At 66.8% G+C, this 21,335-nt stretch carries 22 protein-coding genes and 1 pseudogene; 9 read left to right on the plus strand and 14 right to left on the minus strand.

What is annotated here, in order from left to right; all coding sequences use genetic code 11:
• Together GKZ92_RS00570 and GKZ92_RS00575 are read left to right on the plus strand one after the other, a co-directional pair.
• Entirely contained in the window at positions 1 to 426 is a 426-nt protein-coding gene (locus tag GKZ92_RS00570; protein ID WP_155224894.1) for an arsenate reductase ArsC, read from the plus strand.
• The gene (locus GKZ92_RS00575; protein ID WP_035755959.1) at positions 423 to 833 is read left to right on the plus strand and encodes an arsenate-mycothiol transferase ArsC; all 411 of its coding nucleotides are present in this window, start codon (positions 423 to 425) and stop codon (positions 831 to 833) included. The genes GKZ92_RS00570 and GKZ92_RS00575 overlap by 4 nt, the downstream gene beginning before the upstream one ends.
• A 22-nt stretch (positions 834 to 855) precedes the next feature.
• Here GKZ92_RS00575 and GKZ92_RS00580 read toward each other — a convergent pair whose 3' ends face one another.
• Positions 856 to 1,341 (minus strand): ArsI/CadI family heavy metal resistance metalloenzyme, encoded by a 486-nt coding sequence (locus GKZ92_RS00580; protein ID WP_185982029.1) that lies wholly within the window; start codon positions 1,339 to 1,341, stop codon positions 856 to 858.
• Positions 1,342 to 1,438: 97 nt separating this feature from the next.
• On the opposite strand from GKZ92_RS00580, the gene GKZ92_RS00585 reads away from it, so the two are divergent.
• Both GKZ92_RS00585 and GKZ92_RS00590 read left to right on the plus strand, forming a co-directional pair.
• On the plus strand, positions 1,439 to 1,801 hold the full coding sequence (locus GKZ92_RS00585; RefSeq protein WP_155224895.1) for an Rv2640c family ArsR-like transcriptional regulator: 363 nt from the start codon (positions 1,439 to 1,441) through the stop codon (positions 1,799 to 1,801).
• A 342-nt stretch (positions 1,802 to 2,143) separates the two neighbouring features.
• Entirely contained in the window at positions 2,144 to 2,941 is a 798-nt protein-coding gene (locus GKZ92_RS00590) for an SDR family oxidoreductase (protein ID WP_006357763.1), read from the plus strand.
• A gap of 4 nt (positions 2,942 to 2,945) precedes the next feature.
• On the opposite strand, the gene GKZ92_RS00595 is transcribed toward GKZ92_RS00590, so the two are convergent.
• A complete protein-coding gene (locus GKZ92_RS00595; protein WP_042378773.1) occupies positions 2,946 to 3,905 on the minus strand; it encodes a phosphotriesterase family protein in 960 nt (319 codons plus the stop codon).
• Positions 3,906 to 4,081: 176 nt separating this feature from the next.
• On the opposite strand from GKZ92_RS00595, the gene GKZ92_RS00600 reads away from it, so the two are divergent.
• Positions 4,082 to 4,624 (plus strand): dihydrofolate reductase family protein, encoded by a 543-nt coding sequence (locus tag GKZ92_RS00600; RefSeq protein WP_035755947.1) that lies wholly within the window; start codon positions 4,082 to 4,084, stop codon positions 4,622 to 4,624.
• A gap of 3 nt (positions 4,625 to 4,627) precedes the next feature.
• On the opposite strand, the gene GKZ92_RS00605 is transcribed toward GKZ92_RS00600, so the two are convergent.
• The 5 genes from GKZ92_RS00605 to GKZ92_RS00625 form a co-directional block, all read right to left on the minus strand.
• Positions 4,628 to 5,905 carry a TY-Chap domain-containing protein gene (locus GKZ92_RS00605; RefSeq protein WP_155224896.1) on the minus strand — a complete coding sequence of 426 codons (1,278 nt, stop codon included), beginning with the start codon at positions 5,903 to 5,905 and terminating at the stop codon, positions 4,628 to 4,630.
• Between the two features lie 95 nt (positions 5,906 to 6,000).
• A complete protein-coding gene (locus GKZ92_RS00610) occupies positions 6,001 to 6,795 on the minus strand; it encodes a hypothetical protein (RefSeq protein ID WP_035755941.1) in 795 nt (264 codons plus the stop codon).
• Between the two features lie 154 nt (positions 6,796 to 6,949).
• Positions 6,950 to 8,125 carry a TY-Chap domain-containing protein gene (locus tag GKZ92_RS00615; protein ID WP_035755937.1) on the minus strand — a complete coding sequence of 392 codons (1,176 nt, stop codon included), beginning with the start codon at positions 8,123 to 8,125 and terminating at the stop codon, positions 6,950 to 6,952.
• 302 nt (positions 8,126 to 8,427) lie between these two features.
• Positions 8,428 to 10,098, minus strand: a complete 1,671-nt coding sequence (locus GKZ92_RS00620) for a DUF6777 domain-containing protein (RefSeq protein ID WP_155224897.1) — start codon at positions 10,096 to 10,098, stop codon at positions 8,428 to 8,430.
• A 217-nt stretch (positions 10,099 to 10,315) separates the two neighbouring features.
• Positions 10,316 to 11,845, minus strand: a complete 1,530-nt coding sequence (locus GKZ92_RS00625; RefSeq protein ID WP_081724883.1) for a flavin-containing monooxygenase — start codon at positions 11,843 to 11,845, stop codon at positions 10,316 to 10,318.
• A 441-nt stretch (positions 11,846 to 12,286) separates the two neighbouring features.
• On the opposite strand from GKZ92_RS00625, the gene GKZ92_RS00630 reads away from it, so the two are divergent.
• On the plus strand, positions 12,287 to 13,786 hold the full coding sequence (locus GKZ92_RS00630) for a SulP family inorganic anion transporter (protein ID WP_081724884.1): 1,500 nt from the start codon (positions 12,287 to 12,289) through the stop codon (positions 13,784 to 13,786).
• Between the two features lie 17 nt (positions 13,787 to 13,803).
• A complete protein-coding gene (locus tag GKZ92_RS00635; protein WP_035755927.1) occupies positions 13,804 to 14,214 on the plus strand; it encodes a MerR family transcriptional regulator in 411 nt (136 codons plus the stop codon).
• A gap of 131 nt (positions 14,215 to 14,345) precedes the next feature.
• Here GKZ92_RS00635 and GKZ92_RS00640 read toward each other — a convergent pair.
• A pseudogene (locus GKZ92_RS00640) lies at positions 14,346 to 14,708 on the minus strand (Rv2640c family ArsR-like transcriptional regulator).
• 97 nt (positions 14,709 to 14,805) lie between these two features.
• Here GKZ92_RS00640 and GKZ92_RS00645 point away from each other — a divergent pair.
• Positions 14,806 to 15,291 (plus strand): ArsI/CadI family heavy metal resistance metalloenzyme, encoded by a 486-nt coding sequence (locus tag GKZ92_RS00645; RefSeq protein ID WP_185982029.1) that lies wholly within the window; start codon positions 14,806 to 14,808, stop codon positions 15,289 to 15,291.
• Positions 15,292 to 15,313: 22 nt separating this feature from the next.
• Here GKZ92_RS00645 and GKZ92_RS00650 read toward each other — a convergent pair whose 3' ends face one another.
• From GKZ92_RS00650 to GKZ92_RS00680, 6 genes are all read right to left on the minus strand, one after another.
• Positions 15,314 to 15,724, minus strand: coding sequence for an arsenate-mycothiol transferase ArsC (locus GKZ92_RS00650; protein WP_035755959.1), 411 nt, complete (start codon positions 15,722 to 15,724; stop codon positions 15,314 to 15,316).
• Positions 15,721 to 16,146, minus strand: a complete 426-nt coding sequence (locus GKZ92_RS00655) for an arsenate reductase ArsC (protein WP_155224898.1) — start codon at positions 16,144 to 16,146, stop codon at positions 15,721 to 15,723. The genes GKZ92_RS00650 and GKZ92_RS00655 overlap by 4 nt, the downstream gene beginning before the upstream one ends.
• A 138-nt stretch (positions 16,147 to 16,284) precedes the next feature.
• Complete coding sequence (arsB, locus tag GKZ92_RS00665; RefSeq protein ID WP_006360796.1) at positions 16,285 to 17,361, minus strand: ACR3 family arsenite efflux transporter; 1,077 nt, start codon at positions 17,359 to 17,361, stop codon at positions 16,285 to 16,287.
• Positions 17,358 to 17,720 carry an ArsR/SmtB family transcription factor gene (locus GKZ92_RS00670; protein ID WP_006360795.1) on the minus strand — a complete coding sequence of 121 codons (363 nt, stop codon included), beginning with the start codon at positions 17,718 to 17,720 and terminating at the stop codon, positions 17,358 to 17,360. The genes arsB and GKZ92_RS00670 overlap by 4 nt, the downstream gene beginning before the upstream one ends.
• 280 nt (positions 17,721 to 18,000) lie before the next feature.
• A complete protein-coding gene (locus tag GKZ92_RS00675) occupies positions 18,001 to 18,663 on the minus strand; it encodes a fasciclin domain-containing protein (protein WP_187346512.1) in 663 nt (220 codons plus the stop codon).
• Positions 18,664 to 18,977: 314 nt separating this feature from the next.
• On the minus strand, positions 18,978 to 19,637 hold the full coding sequence (locus GKZ92_RS00680; protein ID WP_006360793.1) for a fasciclin domain-containing protein: 660 nt from the start codon (positions 19,635 to 19,637) through the stop codon (positions 18,978 to 18,980).
• Positions 19,638 to 19,790: 153 nt separating this feature from the next.
• On the opposite strand from GKZ92_RS00680, the gene GKZ92_RS00685 reads away from it, so the two are divergent.
• On the plus strand, positions 19,791 to 21,335 hold the full coding sequence (locus GKZ92_RS00685) for a molybdopterin-dependent oxidoreductase (RefSeq protein ID WP_006360792.1): 1,545 nt from the start codon (positions 19,791 to 19,793) through the stop codon (positions 21,333 to 21,335).

Raw genomic sequence — 21,335 nt, forward strand, 5'->3', positions numbered from 1 at the left:
ATGCCTTCCTCTCGACCCAGCGTGCTGTTCGTGTGCGTCCACAATGCCGGCCGATCGCAGATGGCCGCCGGTTTCCTGACCGCTCTCGGCCGGGACAGCGTCGAGGTCCGCTCCGCCGGATCCGCACCTGCCGACTCGATCAACCCCGCCGCTGTCGAGGCGATGGCTGAAGTCGGTATCGACATCTCGGCACAGTCACCGAAGATCCTCACCCCCGACACCGTCGAATCCTCCGACGTCGTGATCACCATGGGCTGTGGCGATGCGTGCCCGGTGTTCCCCGGCGTCAGCTACCGCGATTGGGCCCTCGACGACCCGGCCGGTCAAGGCATTGATGCGGTCCGCCCGATCCGCGATCAGATCCGCGCACTGGTCGCGGACCTGCTCGACGAACTGGTCCCCGCTAACCAGCAGGTCGGCCGATGAGCACACCACAGCAGGTGTTGTTCGTGTGCGTGAGCAACCGCGGCAAATCCGTGATGGCCGAATATCTCACGCCCACGGTCACCGACCGGATCGCAGCGTCCTCCGCCGGCACCAACGCCAAGATCGGCGGTCAGGTCAACGAACTGTCCGCCCAGGTGCTCGCCGAAGTCGGCGCTGATGTCGCCGGACACGAGCCGCGGCAACTGACCGACGAACTGATGCGCGCCGCTGATCTTGTCGTGGTGGTCGGCACCGCCGGGGTCACCCCACCCGACGGCGTCGCCCTCGAGGTGTGGAAGACCGACGAACCCTCGACGCGAGGCATCGACGGCGTCGAGCGGATGCGCCTGATCCGCGACGACATCACCGCCCGGATTCGCGTTCTCGCCGACCGCATCACGGGGTAGGCGAGAACGCGAACCGAGGCTGTCAGCAGCAGGCTGTGCGCGCCTCGGCCTGGTCGGCGGCGCTGCCACCGCAGCACACCGAACCCTGCTCGGCATCCTCGGTGGCGTTCTGTTCCAGCAGTTTCGGGCTGGTCCCGAACGTCTCGGAGTCCGCGAGCACGGTGTAGACCTCCCACTTCTCCTTCGCCGGTCCGGTCACCCACACCTTGTCCTGCGTCGCGAAACAGCAGGTGGAGTTGATCTCCTCCTGGGTGAACAGGCCCTCCCCGGACAACCGGGCGATCTCGGCGTGCACCTTCTCGCTCGACTCGACCTCGACGCCGAGATGGTTGATCGTGCCGCCCTGGCCGGGATTCTCCAGCAGCACCAGCTTCAGGGGCGGCTCGACGATCGCGAAGTTGGCGTATCCCGGCTTGCGTTTGGCCGGGGTGGTGTTGAACAGCTTGGAGTAGAACTCGATCGCGGTATCGAGATCATCGACATTGAGCGCGAGCTGCATACGGGACATGACCATCACCTTCACCTGTGAGACATATATCGAACTACTGACACCTGCAGGGTGCCACCTTTTCGACATATGTCAAGTCCCGGGGTATGGTCGGGTCATGCCCAAGACCTTGCCGATGGTCGACATCAGTGCCCCTATTTGCTGCGCACCGGTGTCGGCGGCCCCGCTCGATGACGACACCGCGCTGGAGATCGCGTTGCGGCTCAAGGCGCTTGCCGATCCGGTCAGGATCAAGCTCATCTCGATCCTGCTCGCCGATACCGGTGACGGAATCTGCACCTGCGACCTCGCGACCGCGGTCGGCCTCACCGAAGCAACCACAAGCCACCACCTAGGGCAGCTCCGCAAAGCCGGCATGGTCACCCCCGACCGACGAGGGATGAACGTCTACTACCGAGCGCAACCGGACTCGCTGGAAGCACTGCGCAACGTCCTCAGCGCCACCACGGGATGCTGCTGACCGTCACCGAGCGCGCGATCCGTCGAGCAACTGCGTCAGGCCCCCCTCGTCGGCACCGCGACACGCGAGGCTCACGCAGAGTGACGCCTCGCGGGCATTTCATGAAGAAGTGTCACCACCAAGACCCCCAACACTGTCACCGATGTCTTGATGCAGAACTGTCACCGATGTCCTGGGAGATAACCGGACCGCACGTCGGCGGATGGCATCGAGCTCACGGAAAGCGCCCCGGTAGTCCGTGGCCAGACCGGGACGCGAGCCCTTCGGCACGGGTCGTCCGTCGGAGACGGCTGGCACGTCTGGTAGGTCTTGACCCAGACTCACCGATCGAAGGAGATTCCCATGGACGTCGCAGGCAGGGTTGCCATCGTCACCGGCGGCGGGGGCGGGATCGGTGGTGCGCTCGCGCACGCACTGGTCGAGGCGGACGCGAAGGTCGTGGTCACCGACCTCGATGCGGCATCGGCGGAAAGCGTCGCCGGCGCACTCGGGGAGGCCGCGGTCGCGATCGCCGGCGATGCCTCCAGCGACGACCACATCGACGCCGCGGTCCGCCTCGCCGAGTCGACCTACGGGCCCGTCGACCTGTACTTCGCGAACGCCGGTATCGGACGTGGTGGCGGCCTGGACACCGACGAGGCGATGTGGGATCTGGCGCTCGACGTCAACCTGCGCAGCCACATCCGGGCGGCGCGTCGTCTGGTGCCGGAGTGGGTCGAGCGGGGCGGCGGGTACTTCGTCAGCACGGCGTCGGCCGCGGGCCTGCTGACCCAGATCGGCAACGCGCCGTACTCGGTCACCAAGCATGCCGCGGTCGGTTTCGCCGAGTGGCTCAACATCACCCACGGCGACGACGGTGTCCGCGTCAGCTGTTTGTGCCCGATGGGCGTCGACACCAAGCTGCTGCGGCCCGACGACGATTCGGCGACCGCGGATCAGAAGCTGATGCAGAGGGCCGTCGAGACCGCCGGTGAGGTCCTGACCCCGGGTGCGGTGGCCGCGATCGTGCTGGAAGCCGTTGCCGACGAACGGTTCCTGATCCTGCCGCACGCCGAGGTGCTGGACATGTACCGCCAGAAGGGTGCCGACTACGACCGTTGGCTGCGCGGAATGCGGCGCTACCAGCGATCCCTGGCCTGAGCAGCTACTCGAAGTAGCGGCGCGGGACGTCGACGAGCATCGTCGTGATGTCGTCGTCACTGACGCCGCGCTCGCGGAGCGCGGGCAGGACGTCGTCGCTGATGTGGCGATAGTTCCACTTGGGCAGCGCCTGCTTCTTCGCCTCGTGGTCGAACCAGTCGATGAAGCACGACGCGTCGTGGGCGAGTGCCATGCGGTCGGCGTAGCCGCGTTTGCACAGTTCGGCGACCGTGTTCACCCGGTCCTCGAACGGCAGCAGCAGGTCGAGACCGAATCGGTCCATGCCCAGGATCGAGCCGGCGTCGGCGATCTTCATCAGGTAGTCGAGGTCGACGCTGTCGCCGGAATGGCCGATGACCACCTTGGTGAGATCGGCACCCTCTTCGGCCAGCACCTTCTGCGCCACCAGACCCGACTGGGTGTGCGGGTTGGTGTGCACGGTGATGGGCGCACCGGTCTGCGCGCTGGTCTGGCCGACGGCTCGCATCACGCGCTCGACGCCGGGCGTCAGCCCCTGTTCCTCTATGGCGCACTTGAGGAATGCGGCGCGGACCCCCGTGTCGGCGATGCCTTCGGTGAGGTCCTTGGTGAACAGATCGACCAGCGGTTCGGGAACATCGAACAGCAACCCGGGGCCGGCGTAGTGGAACTGGAACGGGATGTCGTTGTACGTGTAGAGCCCCGTCGCGACGACGATGTTGAGGTCGATCTGCTCGGCGATCCGTTGGATGCGCGGGATGTACCGGCCGAGTCCGAGGACCGTGGGATCGAGGATCGTGTCGATCCCCAGCTCCTTCAGCTCGGCCAGGTCATGGACGGCCTCGGCGACCTTCGCGTCCTCGTCCCAGTCGTCCTGGTAGTTCTGCCGGAACTCCTCGCCGACGATGAAGACATGCTCGTGCACAAGCACTTTGCCGAGATCGGCGGAATCGATCGGTCCTGCTGCGGTGTGGACGGTGGCCACGAGAACCTCCTCCGGGGGTCGCCTCGTTGCGGACCCGCTGCGCCGAACCCTAATCGACCCTCCTCCGGCCCGGAGGTCGTTTCGGCGGGCCCGGCCATCGCCACCGATGAGTTCCGGCGGGACCTCGGGTCTGACATCGTGACACCAACGCAGACCGCGAGCACAGGAGCATCCCGATGGGAAAGATCCACGTCCACGAGTTCGTCACCCTCGACGGTAGTTACGAGAACCCCGCCTTCACGATGCCGTACGGGTTCACCGACCGGATGGGCGAGGTCCTGGGCCGTATCACCGGCGAATGTGACGGAATCCTGCTGGGCCGCAACACCTTCGAGATGTTCGGTCCGGCCTGGTCGAAACGGACCGTCGACGACGACCCGGGCGCCCCGTTCTTCAACGACACCACCAAGTACGTAGTCTCCTCGACGCTCGACGAGGCGACGGGCTGGCAGAATTCCGAGGCCATCGGTGGCTACGACCCCGAGCGGATCCGAGAACTCAAGGAATCCCACCACCTGTACATCAGCGGCAGCGGCACGCTGGTCCGAGCCCTGCTGCGCGACAGGCTGATCGACGAGTTGCACCTACTCGTCTACCCGGTGGTCCTCGGTAGCGGCGCGCGCCTCTTCGACGGTCTCGCCGACCTGCCGCTCACCCTGGTGGGGACGGAGTCCTTCGACAACGGCGTCGTACACATGTCGTACGCATCGACCGCCTGACGGTCAGGTCAGCTCCATCGCGCTGAGGAGCAACTGCGCCACCTCCGCGTAGGCGCGGTGCTCCGCCTCGCAGAAGGCGATCTCCTCCTCGCCGAGTTCGGCCTTGCGGGCAGACGCCAAGTTGTCCATCCACTCGCGCATCTCCGCGGCGCAGATGTCGAAGAACTCGTGCACGCGTTCGGGGTCGCGGCGGCAGGCGATGAGCACAGTACTGGGCGACAGCTTGCTGCCCGGTTTCTGGTTGACGCGCAGAAGTGCCAGCAACGCTCCGGGGAGACGCTCACCACGACACCGGTGCGTGGACTTCTTGTCGCCTTCGAGTCGGGTGATCATCTCGGCGCGGGCGGTGGCGGCGAACTCGTCCCACCGCCGCAGCGCGGCGTCGAGGTTGGCGGGACTGAACACCGCCACATCGAGGCGACGCTGCGCGTAGACGAGACCGTTGCGGACGACCACCGCGATCTCCGGCCAGCGCGGCGAGAACTCGGAGATCAGCATCCCCAGCACCGATGGCGGCGGTACTGCGGAACTGAGGATCGTGACGATCTCCAGCGCACGCGCATCCCGTGTCGGCCGCAGCAACGAGGTACCCGACGACCGCACGAAGATCGCCTTGCGTGGGCTGATCACCACCGGCCGGCCGGCCGCGGCCATCGCCGCGCGGACCAGTTCGACGAGATGGTCCTTGGACTGCGGTACGACCCCACTCTCGGCGGGTGCATCGAGCGGACGGGCCAGCGAGGCGAAGCGGATGGTGTCGGCGTTGGTGGTCTCGGGGTCGAGCGCGTGGGTCCCGAACTCGCGTCCGTGCCGGTCGGCGCCGGAGGCGTCGTCGGTGTTCTCGATGTCGGCCGATCCCGACGCCAGATGGTGCCGCGCGTACGACGGGTCGCCGATGCTGACGAATGACGGGTGGATGACTCCCCACACCTCGCGCAGAGCTCGTACGGCGGCGCGGGCGAGGTCGCCGAAACGGTCGTCGTCCACCTCGTAACAGAAGGCGCGGCGGCCCTCCACGCGGCACCAGCCGCGGTCGACGATGTAGGTGGCCTGCCGCATCCAGCGGTCTTTGTCGGTCCACGTCAGATCGCCCGCGGAAATGGTGCAGCGCAACCGGTCCTGGTCGGCGACGGCGAATGTCATCCGCCTGCGCCAGCCACCCGCCGCGGCCTCCACGACGGTCAACGACTGCCCGGGAACCAGTTGCGGAACCCGGCCTGCGAGGGTCTCGGTGAAGTCCCGCCATGCCGCCTCGACGACGGCATCGAAATCGGGGGACATTCGCACTCCTCAGGGCTGGGTCCTCGTGCTGGGCGGCCGCCGGCGAACCTGCGGAACCCGAATACTACGACGCCTTCCTGACACCCGGGTGAGATCTACAGGGGAGTCGAATGCCGGGTCGTCTCCCCGAAGCTCGTGTGCCAGGGAAGTCGGCGGTCGATGTAGTCCGCACACGTCAGCGGAGAGTGGCGCGGGGAGCCGCCGGTGAGCGACCCCCACATCACCGAGTTGACGATCCGGACGGCCGTCGACCCCGTGCGCGTCGGATCCCAGGTGTCGGCGGACTCCAGCGGGCCGATGACCCGAGGCGCCGCGATCCGCGGTTGTGCGCGCGCCTGCTCGGCCCGGGAGATGTCGCAGAGGACGCACGCACTCGCGGAGGTGTGGCGGCGTCGCCGTGCCCAGGCGTCGGTCCGCATCGGGATGACCGTCAGCTGCACCAGTGTTCCGCCGGCATCCGGTCTCGCCCCGGTGTTGATCGACGGGGCGACGAACTGCCGGTGATCACCCGTGGCCGTTCGGTACGACGCCAAGGTCTGCTGCGTCGGCACCTCGATGTAGTCGTCGGTGGCGAAGTCGGGTGTCCCGGTGAACGGCTCGCCACTGATCGCGTTGATCCCGTCCACGCCGACCATCACCAGGAATGGATGCTGATGCGGAGAGGAGAAGTCGATCCAGGTCGCCTCCGACTGCCACATCGGGATGACGGCGTCGGCGTCACCGGTCGGTGAGCCCTGCGCGAGTGGCAACGCGATGTCAGCGGTCAGTCCGGCGCGGTCGTGGGTATCGATGGCGCGCATGGTCCGCGGGAAGACGACATGCAGGCGGGCGTCGGGTCCCAGTTCGGGAAAGGCGAACGTCAACGTGCTGCGGTCGGTGGTGAGGCTCATGCGTTGCTCCGATGGAATGCCCGGCGGGGCCGCCCGCGGGAGACCCACTACCGATATAGCGCACACACCACCATGGCGCTCGTGTACGGGACCGTAATCCTCCGGGTGGACTACCGGAATACCAACGCGTGCGAGAGCCGTGTCCGGTTCGCGGCTACTTGGCCGTCGGACGACGGTCGGGGACGTCGTCGTCGGACAGCACGACGACCCGGAGAGCGGCGCGCAGATTGTGGGTCGTGGCCCGCCAGGCGTCGGCCTCGTGCCGGCACGCGTCGGCTTCGGTCGAGTCGGCGGATGCGACCGCGTCGGCCGCCGAACGCCGCCAGGTGAGGTACTGCTCCTCGCACGTGTGGATGAACGAGAGGATGTCGGCCTGGTTGTAGCGGCAGATCTTGGCGACCTCGTGGGCGGACAGATTTCCTCCGTCGGGATCGAGTTCCAGCAACGTCTGCAGCGCATCCGGAAGGCGTTCGTCGGTTTCGGGTCGGGCGGGTGCCGCGCTCTGCGTGATCTGCTCGATGACCTTGGGTGCGCAGTCGGCGAGGAAGCTGAACCACTCGGCGAGCGCGGAGCCCAGATTGTGGGGGTGGAAGACCGCGCATTCGAGGGTCAGGGTCGCGAAGACCTCGTCCTGCAGGAGGTGGACACGGACCGCCGAACCCATCGTCGGCTGGGCCGCCACGATGTCGGCGGCGCGCCTGCGGTCGGGGATGTCGCCGGCCAGGCGGGCGAAGAACTCGAGCCGGGGGGCGTCCGACCGGGGACTCAGCCACGACGACACCGGTTTGGTCGGCAGGGCGATGTCACCGTCGGCGTCGGTCTGGATCCGGCAACCGGTCAGGTCCTCGAGCGATCCGACGAGCAGCGCCCGGAGGTGGTCGTCGTCGAAGGGCTGAACGGCGACCTCGATCTGCGGTTCGGGGCGCGCTGCCGGGCTGTGGTCGAGGAAGGCCGGGTGCACGACCTCCCAGACCCGACGCAGCGTGGCCACCGTGGTGTGGGCGACCTCGTCGACGCGTCGGCGGCCCACCTCGTAGATGTGGGTGCCGTTGCGCAGCCGACGCCAGCCGAGGTCTGCGAGTATCTCGAGATGCTCGAGGAAGTACTCCTCGGTAGGGTGCAGATCGGTGTCGGCGATGGTGCACCGCAGGCGGTTCGACCCGGTGAGGGTGAATCGGAGTTTGCCGTGGGGCCCTTCGGGGATCAGGGGGTCCTGCTGGATCGTGAGCGTCGAGCCGGGGGTGAGGTTGGCCAGACGGTCACCTACGTGCAACTGGAATGTGCGCCAGGCGTCATCGATGTTCGAGTCCACGGTGAAGTCGGGCGTCATGTCGACTTCCTTTCTCGTGCGCTGAGATCGGGAGCGCCCAGTGCAGGGGTGTAAAGCGTGCTTCGGGTTGCTGCGGTGTCGGTTCGTCAACGGACAGCCCGGATGAGCCGACTCAGACATGAACGACCGCGAACCCGTCTTGGGGTTCAGGTTAGGTGACCGGGGCGACATTGTTGGTCGGTTGATCAGACCTGTAGCTGAACGATTGCTCGAACCGTACCCCGCTCTGGGGCACCCGGCTGACCACGCACACCGTTCTCCCGGGACCGGGAGCATCGTACCAGGTCAGAGGCGGAACCAGGTCACGCGGCCGGTGACGAATAAGGCGCCTCCGCCGGCGACTCGGGAGCCTGGGTGGGCTCCTCCGGTGGCGGTACGTACTCGCTGGTGGTCGGCTCGGTGGTGGTCGGCGTCTCGGTGGGGGTCTCCGCCGGCGGCGGTGCCTCGTACGTCTCGGTCGACGTCTCCGCGGGCGGAGCCGACCGGGGGATCTCCGGTTGCGCGACGGTCCAGGAGGCGGAGCGGACCACGACGGACCGGGACGACAGGGTCAGGGTCCAGACGCCCGTCGCGTCGGTCGCACCGAGGACGGCGGCCCGCTGCAGTGCGGTCGCACCAACCGTGCGCGGCACGCCGTCGCTGCACGTCAGCGTGATGGTGCCCGACGGCGCGCCGGCCGGGACCGAGCAGCTGACCGCCAGGCCCGCGTCGTCGAAGACGAAGCTCCCGATCAGGTCACCGGCGCCGCTGAACGAGGTCGGGACGGCCGCGGCCGCCGGGGGACTCTGGGCGGCGGGATTCTCGGACGCCGGACTCTCGGGCGCACCGGAGGCCGGGACCTCCGCCGAGCCCGGGACGCCGGACCCCGGCTCGCCCGATGGAGAGTCGGCCGGCGAGTCCGAGGCGGGTGCGCCGACCGGTAGGCCGTTGTCCTCGGCGGCACGCTCCTCGACGGCCGGGGCGGCGACCGGGTTACCGGCCTCGAGCAGGCCGTTGCGCTCGGCGTCCTCGTCGGTGCCCGCCGTGAAGGGGGTGTTCAGCGAGGCCGGCGAGGGCAGTGGTTCGGAGAGCGGCGGCAGTCCGGACAGGTCGAGCAGACCGCCCAGCGTTTGCGGCAGGACCTCGCCGGTGAGGAAGTTCAGCAGCTGCAGGACAGACCCTCCGTTGGCGTTCGCGACGGGCGTGGGGGCGCCCGGAACGATCGTCGTCGTCCGGTTGACCGCGGTGACGTTCTGGTTGTTGTAGGCGATGCGGGTGACCTCGCGGCTCTGATAGCCGGGCCACGGCTGACCCTCGAGCCGGTACCCGCCGAGGGGTGCGGAGGCCGGCGGCGCGAGTGGATTGCCGCACGAGCACATCGCGCGCGGGACTCCGGCGGCGTCGACATAGACCGACGTGCCACGCTGCAGCACCGACTGGAACGGTTCGGCCCGACCCGTCGTGTAGGTGTGGTTCGTGACCCAGGTGTCGGCCGTGAGGACCACCGGGGTGAGGGTGTTGAGGTAGTGCGGGATGGAGGCCGTGCTGATCCCGAAGACGCTCGCCCAGGCGGCGGCCTTCGCCGGATCGGCCATCAGGCGGTTGCTGAGTGCCGCGGTGTCGCAGGCCATGGTGTCGCCGGTCGCGTACAGGCCTGCCTCGGTGCCGTTGACCGCGCGGCCACCCATGTCCGGTGCCCCGGCCCTCGCTGTCAGGGCGACGTTCGCGGGCAGGTTCCCCGCTCCGGCGACGAGGACGGGATCGGTGAACGGGTCGATGCCGGGATCGTTGACCGCGGCCAGGGTGAGGCCGGGTACGTAGATGTCCCCCTTGCGGGCCTTCACGACGAAGACGATCCCCGCCGCGAGCACCAGGGCCAGGACGACGACGATCGCGCCGAGAACGAGGGTGAGGGCCTGCCGGTTCCGGGGCCGAGGAGGTAGCGCACCGAAGGGCGTCGAGGGGTGGGTCGGGGGACCGGGCGGGTAGGTCATCGGGCGAACTCCTCTTGCCGACGCGCCGGCGACACTGGCGCGGTCGTGGCGGGCGGAGGCGCTCGCCGAGTTCGAGTATCAGCGCCCCGTCACACGCCGGGCAAGGCCTGACCAGCAGAGATCGGACATCTGCCGCCAAATCTCGACCGTTTGGACCACACGGCGTAACGCGGCCGCCGACGGTCCCGACAAACCGGTTCGGGCCGGGGAGCCGTCCTCAGATCCGCCCGAACACCATCGAGTCGTCGATCTTGCTGATGCGGTGATCGAGCGCGTCCCGATAGTAGTTGTGGCGCACCTTCCAGTGCCCGTGGGTGCCCGACTTCGGCAGCGCATCGGGTGACCGTTCGACGTAGCCGGCCTTGAGATCCCACAGCGGTTGCGCCGTCATCGGTTCGGACCCGAGGTGCGGGTAGGCGTGGGTGTAGCCGTTCTCGCGCATGTACTTCACCAGGGCCGCGACGGACCGCGCGGTCATGTCGGCACGCAGCGTCCACGACGCATTCGTGTAACCCACCGACCACGCGAGGTTGGGCACGTCCTCGAGCAGGTGGCTCTTGAAGACGAAGCGGTCGTGCGGCTTCACCTCGTCGCCGTCGACGCGCAGACGGGTCCCGCCGAATCCGAGCAGCTGCAGGCCGGTCGCGGTGACGATGATGTCGGCGTCGAGATGCCGACCCGATGTCAGACGCACACCGGTCTCGTCGAAGCGGTCGATGTGGTCGGTGACCATCTCGATCGACCCCTCGGTGATGCCGTTGAACAGGTCGGCGTCTGGAACCAGGCACATGCGCTGATCCCACGGGTTGTACGACGGGTTGAAGTGCACGTCGACCGGATAGTCGTCGGGCAGGTTCGCGGCGACGTTGGCGCGGATCAGCTTTCGCCCGAGCTTCGGGAAGCGGTGGGTGAGGTGCACGATCGCCGCGGTCTGCGTCGCATAGCGGAGGCGGATCGCACGGTGGGCGGCGGCCGGCGGCAGCAACTTCTTGAGGGCCGGTGCCAGGTAGGCCTTCTGCTTCGACGAGAAGATGTACGACGGTGAGCGCTGCAGCATCGTCACGTGTGCGGCGTCGGCGGCGAGGTTGGGGATGAGGCTCACCGCCGTTGCACCGCTGCCGATGACGACGACGCGCTTGCCGCGATAGTCGAGGTCCTCCGGCCAGTGCTGGGGGTGGATGATCTGCCCGGTGAAGTCCTCGGCTCCGGCGAACCGGGGCGTGTAGGGCTGGTCGTAGTCGTAGTAGCCGGTCGCGAAGAGCAGGAACCGGCAGCGGTAGGTCTCGGTGCGTTCGTCCGCACCCTCGCCGACTTCCACGCCGAGTGTCCAGGTGTCGGTCGAGGAATCCCAGTCCGCGGTCAGCACGTGCCGCTCGAAGCGGATCTGGTCGGCGATGCCGTACTTGTGCGCGGTGTGCTCGATGTACTTCCGGATGTCGGCGCCCTCGGCCAGCGCACCCGGCTTGCGCCACGGCTCGAAAGGATAACTCAGCGAATAGATGTCGCTGTCCGAGCGGACACCCGGATACCGGAACAGGTCCCAGGTGCCGCCCACGCGGGCGCGTCGTTCGAGGATCAGATAGTCGGCGTCCGGGTTCTGCTCGCGCAGGCGATAAGCGCAATCGATGCCGGACAGGCCGGCTCCGATGATGATGACATCCAGCAGTCGGGACTCGGTTTCCGATGACGAGCTGGGCTCGGGATCGTTTGCTGATCGGATGGCATCGGTGGCGTCGATCTCGGTCACAGGGACCTCCTCGGTGGGGTGCCTCGGCTGCTGCAATCATGCAACACTTGTCGTCGGATGTGAACGGAATCACACCGTCAGTCACGACGATAGGCCCCGGGCCGACACCTCACGCCAGGGGATGCCACGCCAAGTAGAAGGCCACTTACTGCCGGTCCGCGAACCGCGGTGCGGGATGATCGCCACCGTCGACGGCGGCCCGGCTGATTTTGCTTGTCTCACACACATCCGCCGCGCCCGACTTGCATCTCTACCCTCCCGCAAGGGTAGGGTTCTGCATGTTGCGCCGCTCCATGCGGTATCGATCGCCGCCCATGATCGGGAGAGCCTGCGCGACAGAGTCTTTGATTCACGGCGCAGCGCGGCGCCGGAGTTCCAACATCCGTGTTCGCGGTTCCGTGCCCTGGCGCGCGCCCGACGTCCCCTGAAAGCGATATGTCGATGGCAACTGAAGTTCTCTCTCCTGCTCAACAACAGCCGGTGTGGTCGACATTGCGTTCGCCCGGGCGCTTGCGTACCGAGATCCTGGCCGGGCTCGTGGTCGCGCTCGCGTTGATCCCCGAGGCGATCTCGTTTTCGATCATCGCCGGGGTGGATCCGCGAGTCGGCTTGTTCGCGTCGTTCACGATGGCGGTGACGATCGCGATCGTGGGGGGTCGGCCGGCGATGATCTCTGCTGCGACCGGCGCTGTTGCGCTCGTTGTTGCGCCACTGGTCAAAAGCCACGGACTGGACTATCTCATCGCCGCGGTGATTCTCGCCGGCGTCTTTCAATTGGTCCTCGGCGGTCTCGGTGTCGCCAAATTGATGCGGTTCATACCCCGCAGCGTCATGGTCGGGTTCGTCAACGCACTGGCCATCCTCATCTTCACCGCACAGCTCCCGCACCTGCTGGGCGTGCCGTGGTTGGTCTATCCTCTGGTCGCCACCGGTATCGCCATCATCGTGTTCCTGCCGAAGCTCACCACGGTGATCCCCGCCCCGCTCGTGGCCATCGTGCTGCTCACTGCCGCCACTCTGGCCGTTGGATTCTCGGTGCCCGACGTCGGCGATGAAGGAGAACTGCCCGACAGCCTGCCCACCCTGTTCTTCCCCGACGTCCCGCTGACCTGGGACACCCTGACGGTCATCGCCCCCTATGCGTTCACCATGGCACTGGTCGGACTGCTCGAATCGTTGATGACCGCGAAGTTGGTCGACGATCTCACCGACACCCACTCCAACAAGACCCGCGAAGCCGCCGGTCAGGGAATCGCGAACGTCGTCAGTGGCTTCTTCGGCGGGATGGGTGGCTGCGCGATGATCGGGCAAACCATGATCAACGTCAAAGACTCCGGTGCGCGCACGCGGATCTCGACATTCCTCGCGGGGGTGTTCCTGCTCATCCTGGTCGTCGGCCTCGGTGACATTGTCGCCCTCATCCCCATGGCCGCCCTCGTCGCCGTCATGATCATGGTGTCAGTCGGCACCATGGATTGGCACAGCCTCAACCCGAATACGTTGCGGCGCATGCCAAAAAGCGAGACTGCGGTCATGCTTGTCACCGTCGTCGTCACCGTAGCCACCCACAACCTCGCCTATGGCGTCATCGTCGGTGTCCTCACTGCCATGGTGCTCTTCGCTCGGCGGGTCGCCCACTTCACCGAAGTCGTCGACGTCGCCGACCCCGACCCCGACACACGGGTGTACGCCGTGCAGGGTGAACTGTTCTTCGCGTCGAGCAACGATCTGATCTATCAGTTCGACTACTTCGGCGATCCGAAGAACGTGATCATCGACATGAGCGGCTCACACATCTGGGACGCCTCCACGGTCGCTACCCTTGACGCCATCACGACCAAGTACCAGGCAAAGGGCAAGGCCGTCACCATCATCGGACTCAATGACAGCAGTGCCGAGCGTCATCAACGGCTCAGCGGACACCTCTCCGGCACCCACTGACCACGAAAGGGCCACCAGTGACCGCCAACGAGACCGAGCACTTCCAGATCGGCGAAGTCGCCGCTGCCACCGAACTATCGGTCAAGACCATCCGCCACTACGACGATGTCGGCCTGGTCGCCCCCTCGGCACGCTCCGCCGGGGGCTTCCGCCTCTACACCCGCGCCGACATCGACCGGCTCCTGGTCATCCGCCGGATGAAGCCCCTCGGCTTCACGCTCGACGACATGCGCGCCCTACTGGCGGCTCAAGACACACTCGCGCTCCCGGACGCCCACGACCACGAGCGTCATGCGGCACTGATCATCATCACCGAGTTCCGCAGCCGCACCGAGGACGCCTGCGGCAAGCTCGAGCGCCAACTCGAGTACGCCCGCGAACTGACCGCACAACTCGCTGACCAGATCAGCGCCAACCAGCGGATCTGACTCGCGATCCATCGATCTGGACGCTCGGCGGAAACAGCATCGCGATCCGCGACAACCCGAGAATGGTCGCCGGCACCGGCGCCGCGCTCAGAGCGCCGACGGCCGCCTGAAGGATCGTCACCCGGGCCGATTCAGCAGCATCCCGTGGTGGCGCTGAGGACATTGCGCAGTGCTTCCAGCGAGTCCGGTTGCGCTCGGTAGTAGACGTTCATCCCTCGTCGGTCGGGGGTGACCATCCCGGCCTTGCGCAGCTGCCCCAGATGGTGGCTTGTGGTTGCTTCGGTGAGGCCGACCGCGGTCGCGAGGTCACAGGTTCAGATCCCGTCACCGGTATCGGCGAGCAGGATCGAGACGAGCTTGATCCTGACCGGATCGGCAAGCGCCTTGAGCCGCAACGCGATCTCCAGCGCGGTGTCGTCATCGAGCGGGGCCGCCGACACCGGTGCGCAGCAAATAGGGGCACTGATGTCGACCATCGGCAAGGTCTTGGGCATGACCCGACCATACCCCGGGACTTGACATATGTCGAAAAGGTGGCACCCTGCAGGTGTCAGTAGTTCGATATATGTCTCACAGGTGAAGGTGATGGTCATGTCCCGTATGCAGCTCGCGCTCAATGTCGATGATCTCGATACCGCGATCGAGTTCTACTCCAAGCTGTTCAACACCACCCCGGCCAAACGCAAGCCGGGATACGCCAACTTCGCGATCGTCGAGCCGCCCCTGAAGCTGGTGCTGCTGGAGAATCCCGGCCAGGGCGGCACGATCAACCATCTCGGCGTCGAGGTCGAGTCGAGCGAGAAGGTGCACGCCGAGATCGCCCGGTTGTCCGGGGAGGGCCTGTTCACCCAGGAGGAGATCAACTCCACCTGCTGTTTCGCGACGCAGGACAAGGTGTGGGTGACCGGACCGGCGAAGGAGAAGTGGGAGGTCTACACCGTGCTCGCGGACTCCGAGACGTTCGGGACCAGCCCGAAACTGCTGGAACAGAACGCCACCGAGGATGCCGAGCAGGGTTCGGTGTGCTGCGGTGGCAGCGCCGCCGACCAGGCCGAGGCGCGCACAGCCTGCTGCTGACAGCCTCGGTTCGCGTTCTCGCCTACCCCGTGATGCGGTCGGCGAGAACGCGAATCCGGGCGGTGATGTCGTCGCGGATCAGGCGCATCCGCTCGACGCCGTCGATGCCTCGCGTCGAGGGTTCGTCGGTCTTCCACACCTCGAGGGCGACGCCGTCGGGTGGGGTGACCCCGGCGGTGCCGACCACCACGACAAGATCAGCGGCGCGCATCAGTTCGTCGGTCAGTTGCCGCGGCTCGTGTCCGGCGACATCAGCGCCGACTTCGGCGAGCACCTGGGCGGACAGTTCGTTGACCTGACCGCCGATCTTGGCGTTGGTGCCGGCGGAGGACGCTGCGATCCGGTCGGTGACCGTGGGCGTGAGATATTCGGCCATCACGGATTTGCCGCGGTTGCTCACGCACACGAACAACACCTGCTGTGGTGTGCTCATCGGCCGACCTGCTGGTTAGCGGGGACCAGTTCGTCGAGCAGGTCCGCGACCAGTGCGCGGATCTGATCGCGGATCGGGCGGACCGCATCAATGCCTTGACCGGCCGGGTCGTCGAGGGCCCAATCGCGGTAGCTGACGCCGGGGAACACCGGGCACGCATCGCCACAGCCCATGGTGATCACGACGTCGGAGGATTCGACGGTGTCGGGGGTGAGGATCTTCGGTGACTGTGCCGAGATGTCGATACCGACTTCAGCCATCGCCTCGACAGCGGCGGGGTTGATCGAGTCGGCAGGTGCGGATCCGGCGGAGCGGACCTCGACGCTGTCCCGGCCGAGAGCGGTCAGGAACCCCGCGGCCATCTGCGATCGGCCGGCATTGTGGACGCACACGAACAGCACGCTAGGTCGAGAGGAAGACATGGAACACAAGCCCTTTCAGCTGTGAGAGAAGGTCGGAAGTCATACGCGTTCGGCCGCGAGCTCGGCCGCGAGCTCGCGAACTCGGGTATCGAGATGGTCGCGGATCGCACGAATCTCGTTGAGTGGTCGGCCCTCGGGTCAAGCATCGGGGCTGACAGCGGCAGGGGAGGAGAAGCGCTTCCGCAACGCCAGGGACACGTAGACCAGCGCGACGAGGACGGGGACCTCGATGAGTGGGCCGATGACTCCGGCAAGAGCCTGACCGGAGGTCGCACCATAGGTCGCGATCGCGACGGCGATGGCGAGCTCGAAGTTGTTGCCGGCGGCGGTGAACGCCAGCGTGGTGGTTCGCTCGTACCCCAGCCCCATCGCGGCGCCGAGGACGAATCCGCCGCCCCACATCACCGCGAAGTAGATCAGCAGCGGCAGAGCGATCCGCACGACGTCCCACGGCTGCGACGTGATCTGCTCCCCCTGCAACGCGAACAGTATGACGATGGTGAACAGCAACCCGTAAAGGGCCCACGGCCCAAGACGCGGCAGGAACGAGGACTCGTACCAGTCGCGGCCTTTGGTTCGCTCGCCGATGCGGCGGGTGAGGAAGCCGGCGACCAGAGGTATACCCAGGAAGATCAGCACCGACTTCGCGATCTGCCACGGCGAGGTGTCGATGGTGGTCTGCTCCAGGCCCAGCCAGCCGGGCAACACCGAGAGGTAGAACCAACCCAACACGGCGAACATGACCACTTGGAACACCGAGTTCAGGGCGACGAGAACAGCAGCGGCCTCGCGGTCACCGCACGCCAGGTCGTTCCAGATGATGACCATCGCGATGCATCGGGCCAGACCCACGATGATCAGTCCGGTCCGATACTCCGGCAGATCCGGGAGCAGGAGCCAGGCCAGCGCGAACATCAACGCCGGTCCGATTATCCAGTTCAACGCCAACGACCCGAGTAACAGGCGACGATCACCGGTGACCGAGTCGAGTCGGTCGTAGCGCACCTTGGCCAGCACCGGATACATCATGATCAGCAATCCGAGGGCGATCGGCAGCGAGATGCCGTCGAGCTCGACCGCCGCCAAAGTGTCACCCAGGCCGGGGACGACTCGACCGAGCAGCAGTCCGGCGACCATCGCGGCGCCGATCCACACCGGCAGAAACCGGTCCAGCGTCGACAACTTGCCCGCGACTGCGGTGTCGGTGGCGGTCACTGGTCCGCCTCACACGAGCGCGTTTCCCCCACGACCGCGGCGAGATCCCGCAGCAGGTCCGACAGTTGCTGCAGCGCTTCGGTGTTCACCCGGTAGTACACCCAGGTCGCGCGGCGCTCGCTGGTCACCAGACCTGCCTGGCGCAGCACCTTCAGGTGATGCGAGATCGTCGGCTGTGACAGTTCGAACGGTCCAGAGATGTCGCACACGCACGCCTCGCCGCCCGGATGCGCGGCGACCTCGGACAGCAACCGCAGCCGAACCGGATCCGCAAGCGCCTTCAACAATGGGGTGACAGCCCCGGTCTCGTCACCACTCAGGCCGCGGCCCGGTGACAGCAGGAGATTCTTATTCGACACGCGTCAATATTGACATACGTCGATTCAGGCGACAAGACGCCCGCGACCGAGGCGGGCGCGCATGCCCAGAACGACCGGAGTTCTGATCGGGGTCGCAGCTTCTGACGCACGCACGCCGATTCCCTGAACGAGCGTCGTCGTTCAGGGAATCGGCGCGTGGTCTCACACTGCCGGGTTGCCCGGCCGGCCGGTGTATCGGCTGGTCATCGGTGTCCGCGGAGTCCCGACTCATCCGCGTCCGGGGCGTGTCAGCCCACCGATGTTGTTGCTGTCGTGGGTCTTACGAGGCCGGCGGGGTCAGCACGGCGTCGATCAGGTAGACCTGGGCGTTCGAGGTGGTGACGCCACCGCACACGATGCCCGCGTCGTTGACCTTGAGGTTGTCGCCCTCGCCGCTCACAGTGAGCTTCTTGCCCTCGAGGGTGGTGTGCTCGCCGAGAGCCTTGTCGGGGGTCGCCTGGCCCTCGACGACGTGGTAGGTCAGGATGCTGGTCAGCAGGTCTTTGTCGGTCTTGAGCTGCTCGACGGTCTCCGGCGGCAGCTTGGCGAACGCATCGTCGGTCGGGGCGAAGACGGTGTACTCACCGTTGTTCAGCGTCTCGACGAGGTTGACGTCGGGGTTCAGCTGGCCGGACAGAGCGGCGGTCAGCGTGGTGAGCTCGGGGTTGTTCGACGCGGCGGTGGCAACCGGGACGGTGGCCATTCCGGCGATCGACGCGGGGCCGGACGGATTGGCTTCGGCGTAGGCCGCGCAACCCGGGCCGACGAGGTTCGCAGCCGGGTCAGCGGCGGCTGCGCTCGTGGTCATCGAGCTCATACCGGTTGCTGCGCTGGTGGTTTCGCTCGACGAGTCGGAATCGTCACTCGAACAGCCGGCGATCACGCCGACGGCGAGGACCAGTCCGGTCACCGCTCCTGCGATACGGGGAACACGCTTGATCATCGTTGATCCAATCTCTCCGAGAGGGTTTCGGCTGCATTGAATGGCAGCCTCACAGGTGCATTCGGCACCGTGTGAGAACTGGATGGGTCAGATTGCCCGTCATTTCTGGCGTCCACGCCGCAGACCGCCCTGGGACTCGGGGCTTGGTGCCATGGAGGTCTGGCCGTAGCCGGATGGTCGAGTGCTGAACGCACACATGACGGTTCCCTGGAGGAGGGGCGTCCTCATCCAGGGAACCGGCAGATTCTATCTTGGCAGCGGTTCGAGGTTCGGGGTGCGTAACCCGTTGCCCGCGAGCCGATGTGCTCCGAAAACTACTCTGCAGCAGGCGGCGTAAGGACCGTGTCGATCATGTAGACCTGCGCGTTGGCGGTGGCGACTCCACCACAGACCACGCTCGAGTCGTTGACCTTGAGCATGTCCGGCGATCCGGTCACGGTCACGGTCTGACCCTCGAGGGTCTTGTGCTCACCGACGATCTTGTCCGGCGTGGCCTGGCCCGAAACCACGTGGTAGGTAAGGATCTTGGTCAACAGATCCGAGTCGGTCTTGAGCTGCTCGACGGTTTCGGCCGGCAGCTTGGCGAAAGCCGCGTCGGTGGGTGCGAAGACCGTGTACTCACCGTTGTTGAGTGTGTCGACCAGGTTCACATCCGGATTCAGCTGCCCGGACAACGCCTGCGTCAGTGTCTTAAGTTCGGGGTTGTTCGATGCCGCAGTGGCGACCGGGTCCATTGCCATCCCGGAAACCGAGCCCGCGCCAGACGGATTGGCCGAAGCGTAGTCCGCGCAGCCGGGGCCGACCGGTCCGCTCGCGGTGTCGGCGGACTGGCTGGTCATCTCCGACATGGCAGTGGTGGTGGAAGCGCTGCTGGCCGAGTCGGTGTCGTCGCTGGAACACCCGGCGATGACGCCGACGGCCAGCACCAGCCCGGACGCCGCGACCACGAGGCGCTGAATTTGTTTGATGGCCATGGTCCATCCAATCTAGTAGGTCGTTGTCCGACCGTCCGGCCGAACTCAGGTGTCATTCGCGGCTCGAGTCGTCGCGGATTGGTCCGGTGCCGGATTGATCCAATCCGACCGCTGTCGTCGCGCGAACTCCCCTCGGAGGAAACGGAGCTGACAATGGTGCAAGTGTTTCGAGAGTCGACGGTGCGGGCAGCGGTGTCCGGGGTTGTCGCCGTGGCAGGAGGCCTGGCCGTCGGCGAACTCGTCGCGATCGGTATCTCGCAATTCGCGTCACCGTATCGCGCGGTCGCGGCGTTCCTCGTCGACCATGCGCCTGCATTTGCCCGCGAGTTCGCGATAGACCGGTTCGGAACCGCCGACAAGCCAGCGTTGCTGGCAGGCATGGCGTTGGCGATCCTGCTGATCGCCGTGGCTGCCGGGGTGTTGCAAGTCAAGCGCCCGCCCGTCGGGGTACTGATCGTCCTGGCCTTCGCGGCCGTCGGCGTGGTTGCCGCGTTGACCCGACCCACGGTGGAGGTGTCCTACGCCGCGCCGCCGGTCGCCGCCGGCCTGGTGGCCGTGGGTGTGCTGGTGGTGCTGGGGCGCGGGAGTGCCGTCGGAGACGAGTCCGAAGAGGACGCGTCCCGTTCAGAGGGGTGGTCTCGCCGCCAGTTCGTCGGTGCGGTCGGGATCGTTGTCGTGACGGGCGCGGTGTGCGCCGGCCTGGCCCGGCGTGCCGCGGACACCGGTGGCGCTCTCGCCGAACGCGTGCGGCTTCGGCTGCCGCGCGCGATTTCGGCGAGCAGACCGGTTCCGCCGGGTACCGAGTTGCGGATCGATGGGGTGACACCGTTCGTGACCGGCAACCGCGAGTTCTACCGGATCGACACCGCGCTCCAGGTCCCGCAGCTGACCACCGCGGATTGGCGGTTGCGGATTCACGGGATGGTGGACCGCGAGATGACGCTGAGGTGGGACGATCTGCAGTCGATGCCCGCTATCGAGCGGATCATCACGCTCACATGTGTGTCCAACGAGGTGGGCGGCGACCTCGCCGGGAACGCTCGCTGGCTGGGATACTCGATGCGCGACATCCTCGCCGAGGTCGGGGTACACGCCGAAGCCGACATGCTGCTGGCCACCAGCGTCGACGGATGGACGTCGGGAAGCCCGCTCGAGGCGATCCGGGACGGCCGCGATGCGCTGCTCGCCGTCGGGATGAACGGAGAACCGCTACCCATCGAGCACGGATACCCCGTGCGGCAGTTGATCCCCGGTCTCTACGGTTATGTGTCGGCGTGCAAGTGGGTCGTCGACTGGGAGATCACCCGCTTCGATCGTGCCGAGGCCTATTGGACCCAGCGGGGCTGGGGCGTGCGCGGACCGATCAAGACGGCGTCGCGGATCGATCGGCCCGCGCCGCTGTCGACGACGCCCGCGGGGCCGGTGGTCGTCGCGGGCACCGCGTGGGCGCAGCATCGGGGAATCCGTTCGGTGGAAGTCCGCGTCGACGACGGACCGTGGAACCCGGCCGAGCTCGCCACCGAGTACTCGACCGACACCTGGCGGCAGTGGACATGGACCTGGGACGCCACGCCCGGGCGGCACACGTTGTACTGCCGCGCGACCGACGCCACCGGCGCGACGCAGCCGGAGGAGCGGGTGCCGCCCATCCCGGAGGGCGCCACCGGTTGGCACAGTCGGGCGGTGACCATCGAGTGA

The sequence above is a fragment of the Gordonia sp. 135 genome (assembly GCF_009720185.1).
Taxonomy (GTDB): domain Bacteria; phylum Actinomycetota; class Actinomycetes; order Mycobacteriales; family Mycobacteriaceae; genus Gordonia; species Gordonia alkanivorans.